Genomic DNA, 4,786 nt, shown 5'->3' on the forward strand with positions numbered 1-4,786 from the left:
GCCGACCTCGCTGCGGCTGCTGCAGGTCGGCGGCGCCCGGCTCACCGCCGCGGATGCCCGGCTGATCCGCGAGACGCTGACGCCGGGACTGCAGCAGGTGTTCGGGATGGCCGAGGGGCTGGTCAGCTTCACCCGGATCGGCGATCCCGCCGAACTCGTCGACCGCACCCAGGGCCGGCCGCTCTGCGCCGACGACGAGCTGCGGGTGGTCGACGACGCGGATCGGCCGGTCCCGCCGGGGTCCGACGGCGAACTGCTGGTCCGCGGCCCGTACACCATCAACGGCTACTTTCGCGACCCGCCGGCCACCGAGCGATCCTTCACCCCGGACGGCTTCTACCGCACCGGTGACCGGGTACGGATCCGGGCCGACGGGTACCTGGAGGTCACCGGCCGGGTCAAGGACGTCGTCAACCGGGGTGGTGAGACGGTCGCCGCCGACGACGTCGAAGGGCACCTGCTCGGCCATCCGGCGATCCGGGCCGCGGCGGTGGTCGGGCTGCCCGACGAGCACCTCGGCGAGCGCATCTGTGCCGCGGTGGTCTTCGATCGCCAGCCGGTGCCGCTGGCCGAGCTCCGGCGCTACCTGGACGATCGCGGGGTGGCGGTCCATGCCCGCCCCGACGAGTTGCTGGCCCTGCCCGCCCTGCCCACCACGACCGTCGGCAAGGTCGACAAGAAGGCGATCGTGCGCCAGCGGCTGGCGTCGCCGTGAACGCGCTACACCTGCGTGTTCGCCAACAGGTCCCCGGACGCCGCGTTGACGCTGACCTGGTGGGCGACCAGATAGGTGTCCCAGACGATCGCCTTCCAGACCACCGTGCCGGCCACGTCGGCGAGGCTCAGCCGGGTGATCGACCCGTCGGGCACCGCGGCCAGCATCTTCGGCACCGCCGCCTGATAGTCCAGCGTCGCGCCCTGCAGCAGCGTGCGCCGCGCGGCTTTGTCACCGGCACCGTCGATCTCGGCCGTCGGCGCCACCAGGACGGTGATCCCGTCCGGCCCGACCTTCACCTGCTGTTCGTCGCCGGCCTCGCTCGCCACCCGCACCTTCCAGGTGCCGTTGTCGTCGGTCTGGCTCTCGATGAAGATCAGCGTGCCGGCGGGCACCTGGGCCAGCGCGGTGGCCCCGGCCTGCAGCAGGGTCTGCGGGTCCGGCGGCGAGTCCGGGCGCCGCAACGCCCCGTCCGGGGTGGTCGTCGACGCCGACGACTCGGTGTGCCGCGTTCCGGCGTGGCCGCAGCCCGCCAGCGCCAGCACCGCGGCGAAAACCAGCGCGAACACTCGATTCGTCCCCACAGTCATCGGATCATGGTAGCCATGCCGGGCCGATCCGCGCCGCGATGACCCGGGAACGACGCCGGATACCGGCGCGACTCGCCACGCTGCCCGGGCTGCGGTCGGTGCGCCGGCCGGTCTCCGCGGGCAGCGCCGAGCATTTCGACCTGCGCTACGTGCGCACCGGACCCGGGTCGGCGCACCCGGTGGTGGTCATCCCCGGCGGACCCGGGGTGGCCTCGGTGCTGCCGGGCAGAGGGTTCCGGCGACACGCCGCCGACGCCGGCATCGACGTCATCATGATCGAGCACCGTGGCGTCGGCATGTCTCGGCGCACCGACTCCGGTGCCGACCTGCCGCCGCGGGCGCTCACCGTCAACCAGGTGGTCGACGACGTCGCGGCGGTCCTCGACGACGCTGGGGTGGCGACCGCGACCGTCTACGGCGTCTCCTACGGCAGCTACATCGCCGCCGGCGTCGGGGTGCGTCATCCCGGTCGGGTGCACGCGATGGTCCTCGACTCGCCGCTGCTGTCGCGCGGCGACATCGACGCGATGCGTGCGGCGATCCGACAGCTGCTGTGGGACGGCGAAAATCGGGATACCGCCGGGACCGCCGCCGCGATGCGTCGGTTGGTCGCAGCCGGGGCGATCACGCCGATCGGCGGCCACGTCGCGACGCTGCTGTACGGGCTCGGCGGTGCGGCCCTGCTGGACCGGTCGCTGGACCTGCTGTTGAGCGGGCGGCCACTGGTGTGGCGCGCCATCAGCCGGATCGTCGCGCTCAGCGGGCGCGACGTCCGCTACCGCAACGAACCCGGGCTGGTCGGCCGCATCGCGTTCCGGGAACTCGACTACGGCGGCGAGCCCGACGGCCTGCCGCTCGACCCGGCGCTGACGGCACGCGAGATCTGGTGCGAGTCAACCCGGTTCGATTCGGAGCCATACGATCTGGTCGCCGAGTTGCCCGGGTTCGGTTGGCCGACCGTCGTCATCTCCGGCGGTCGCGACCTGACCACGCCACCGGCGATCGCCGAGCGGGTGGCGGCGCTGATCCCCGGTGCCGCGCTGATCGAGCTGCCCACGATGGCGCACAGCGCGATCGACACCCGCCCCCGCGCGGCGTTGCAGATCACCGGTGCGCTGTGCCGCGGGGACCTCGACCGGCTGGCGGGCCGGGCGCCGGCGTTGGACGCGCTGCCCGCGGCGCCGCTGGTGCGGCTGACCACGGCGCTGATCAGGGCCGGCCAGTCGCTGGAGGCCGCCCTTCCGGCACCCCGCAGCCGCCGCGATTGACTACTTAGACCCCAACTCGACCAGGTACGGCGCCAGCGTCGCCAGCTTCTCGCTGGTCTCCTCGAATTCACGGTCGGGGGTGGACACGTCGATGATGCCCGCTCCGGCGCGCAACCAGGTGCGCCCGTCGCGCTGATAGGCCGACCGCAGGGTCAGTGCGGCGTCCAGTCCGCCGTCCGCCGAGAACGCCACCACCGCACCGGAGTACAGACCGCGCGGAGTCTCGTCGAGCCGCAGGATCGCATCGAGTGCCGCGGGCTTGGGGATGCCCGACGCGGTGACCGCGGGGAACAACGCCTCCAGCGCGTCGATCCGGTTGCGCGACTTCGCCAGGTACCCGCGCACGGTCGACCCCAGGTGTTGGACGCTGCCCCGTTCCCGGACCGTCATGAAGTCGGTGACCGCCGCGGTCCCCGGCTCGGCGATCTCGGTGATCTCGGCCATCGAGGTGCGCACCGAGATCGCGTGCTCGACGATCTCCTTGGCGTTGGACTCCAGGTCCTCCCGGGCCCGGCGGTCGGCGATCGGGTCGCGGCCGAACGCCCGGGTACCGGCCAGCGGTTCGGTGACCACCGCACCGTCACGGCGCACCGCCGCCACCAACTCCGGGCTGAAGCCGAGCGCCTGAACATCGCCGAGCCGCAACAGAAACGAGCGCACCGGGGTGTTGTGCCGCCGGGCGAGCCGGTAGCTGGCCGGGAAGTCCAGGGCGAACGGCACGTCCAGGCAGCGGGACAGGATCACCTTGCGGTAGCGGCCGGCCGCGATCTCGTCGACGGCGGTCGCCACCCGTCGCCGGTAGTCGGAGGGGTCGGCGGTCACATCGACCGGAGTCGGGGCGGGCAGCCCCGGCAGGCCGGCCGTGACCAGCCGCTCCACGGCGGTGCGGTACCGATCCGCCGCGCCGAACAACAGCACCGCCTGCCGGGTGATCACGATGCGGGCCCGCGGCCAGAACAGCCGGGCCAGGGCGGTCCTCGGCGCCAGCCGGTCCGCCAGCCCGAAGCGGTAGGCGCCGAACTCGAACGCGATCCAGCCGACGAGCTCCTCGGCGTCGGTCAGCAGTTCGTCGACCGCCTCACCGAGCACGCGGCCCGGTGTACCCGCCCAGTCCCGGCGCCGGACCGCGCCGTCGCGGATGATGCGCAGCTCGCCGTCGTCGAGTTCGATCGCCGCGCGCACACCGACGGCGAGCGTCCACACCCCGGTGCGCTCGTAGAGCAGGTGGTCGTCACCGTCGCGCTCGGTCAGTGCGGCGGCCAGCCCGGCCGCGACGTCGGCCGGATCGACACCCGGCGGCAGCGGAATCGACACCGCGGTATCGGTTACCGTCCCCGCGTCAACCTCGGTCACGGATAGTAAATGTAGCCTAACCTAATTGCAGCGGTGGCAACGGCCCACCCGATCGCGACACCCACCCACCTACCCCAGCACCCGGCGCACCACCGCGTCGGCCAGCAGCCGGCCGGCGTCGGTGAGCACCAAGGCGTCCCCGTCGTCGCGCAACAGGCCGTCGGCGACCGCCGCCTGGGCCCGCTGCCGTTCGCCGGCGCCGAGACGGTCCAGCGGCAGGCCGGCCCGGGTGCGCAGCCGCAGCATCACGTCCTCGGTGTGCGACATCGCCTCGTCGAGCTCCTCGAAGTCGGCGACCGGCAGCACCCCGCCACCGAGCAGCTGCGCGTATGCGATGGGGCGCTTGACATTCCAGCATCGGATCGCCCCGACATGGCTGTGCGCGCCGGGCCCGGCGCCCCACCACCGGCCATCGCCCCAGTAGCCGAGGTTGTGCCGGCACTCCCCGCCCGGCCGGCACCAGTTGGAGACCTCGTACCAGTCCATCCCGGCCGCCCGCAGCCGCTCGTCGACCAGGCCGTAGCGGTGCGCCAGCACGTCGTCGTCCGGGGCGGGCAGCTCACCGCGGCGGATCCGGCGGGCCAGCGCGGTGCCCGGCTCGACGATCAGCCCGTAGGCCGACACGTGGTCGGCTCCGGCCTCCACCGCGGCGTCCACCGAACGCAGCAGGTCGTCGTCGGACTCGCCGGGAGTGCCGTAGATCAGGTCCATGTTGACGTGCGCGAACCCGGCGGCGCGGGCCTCCCGGGCGGCGGCCGCCGGCCGGCCGGGCGTGTGCACCCGGTCCAGGGTGGCCAGCACGTGCGGGGCCACCGACTGCATGCCCAGGGAGACCCGGGTGAAGCCGGCGCCGCGGATCG

General features: G+C 73.3%; 5 protein-coding genes. 2 read left to right on the forward strand and 3 right to left on the reverse strand.

The genetic code is table 11. The annotated features are described in order from the left end of the window. Positions 1-715: AMP-binding protein (locus AC2VNT_RS16115; protein ID WP_486947808.1), on the forward strand; the 715-nt coding region annotated here is incomplete at its 5' end. Between the two features lie 5 nt (positions 716-720). Here AC2VNT_RS16115 and AC2VNT_RS16120 read toward each other — a convergent pair. Continuing rightward, positions 721-1,305, reverse strand: coding sequence for a PepSY domain-containing protein (locus AC2VNT_RS16120; RefSeq protein WP_486947809.1), 585 nt, complete (start codon positions 1,303-1,305; stop codon positions 721-723). A 38-nt stretch (positions 1,306-1,343) separates the two neighbouring features. Here AC2VNT_RS16120 and AC2VNT_RS16125 point away from each other — a divergent pair, with 38 nt between their 5' ends. Continuing rightward, positions 1,344-2,573, forward strand: coding sequence for an alpha/beta fold hydrolase (locus AC2VNT_RS16125; RefSeq protein ID WP_486947810.1), 1,230 nt, complete (start codon positions 1,344-1,346; stop codon positions 2,571-2,573). Here AC2VNT_RS16125 and AC2VNT_RS16130 read toward each other — a convergent pair whose 3' ends face one another. After that, entirely contained in the window at positions 2,574-3,926 is a 1,353-nt protein-coding gene (locus AC2VNT_RS16130) for a salicylate synthase (RefSeq protein WP_486947811.1), read from the reverse strand. A 69-nt stretch (positions 3,927-3,995) separates the two neighbouring features. Next, a partial coding sequence (locus AC2VNT_RS16135; RefSeq protein WP_486947812.1) for a coproporphyrinogen-III oxidase family protein occupies positions 3,996-4,786 on the reverse strand: 791 nt, incomplete at its 5' end.

The organism is Mycobacterium sp. TH-M15 (assembly GCF_057473705.1).

What these genes read in the sequence shown, in the direction of transcription:
- AC2VNT_RS16120 (WP_486947809.1), bottom strand. Translation starts at nt 1,305, where the DNA reads ATGACTGTGGGGACGAATCGAGTGTTCGCGCTGGTTTTCGCCGCGGTG.
- AC2VNT_RS16125 (WP_486947810.1), top strand. Translation starts at nt 1,344, where the DNA reads ATGACCCGGGAACGACGCCGGATACCGGCGCGACTCGCCACGCTGCCC.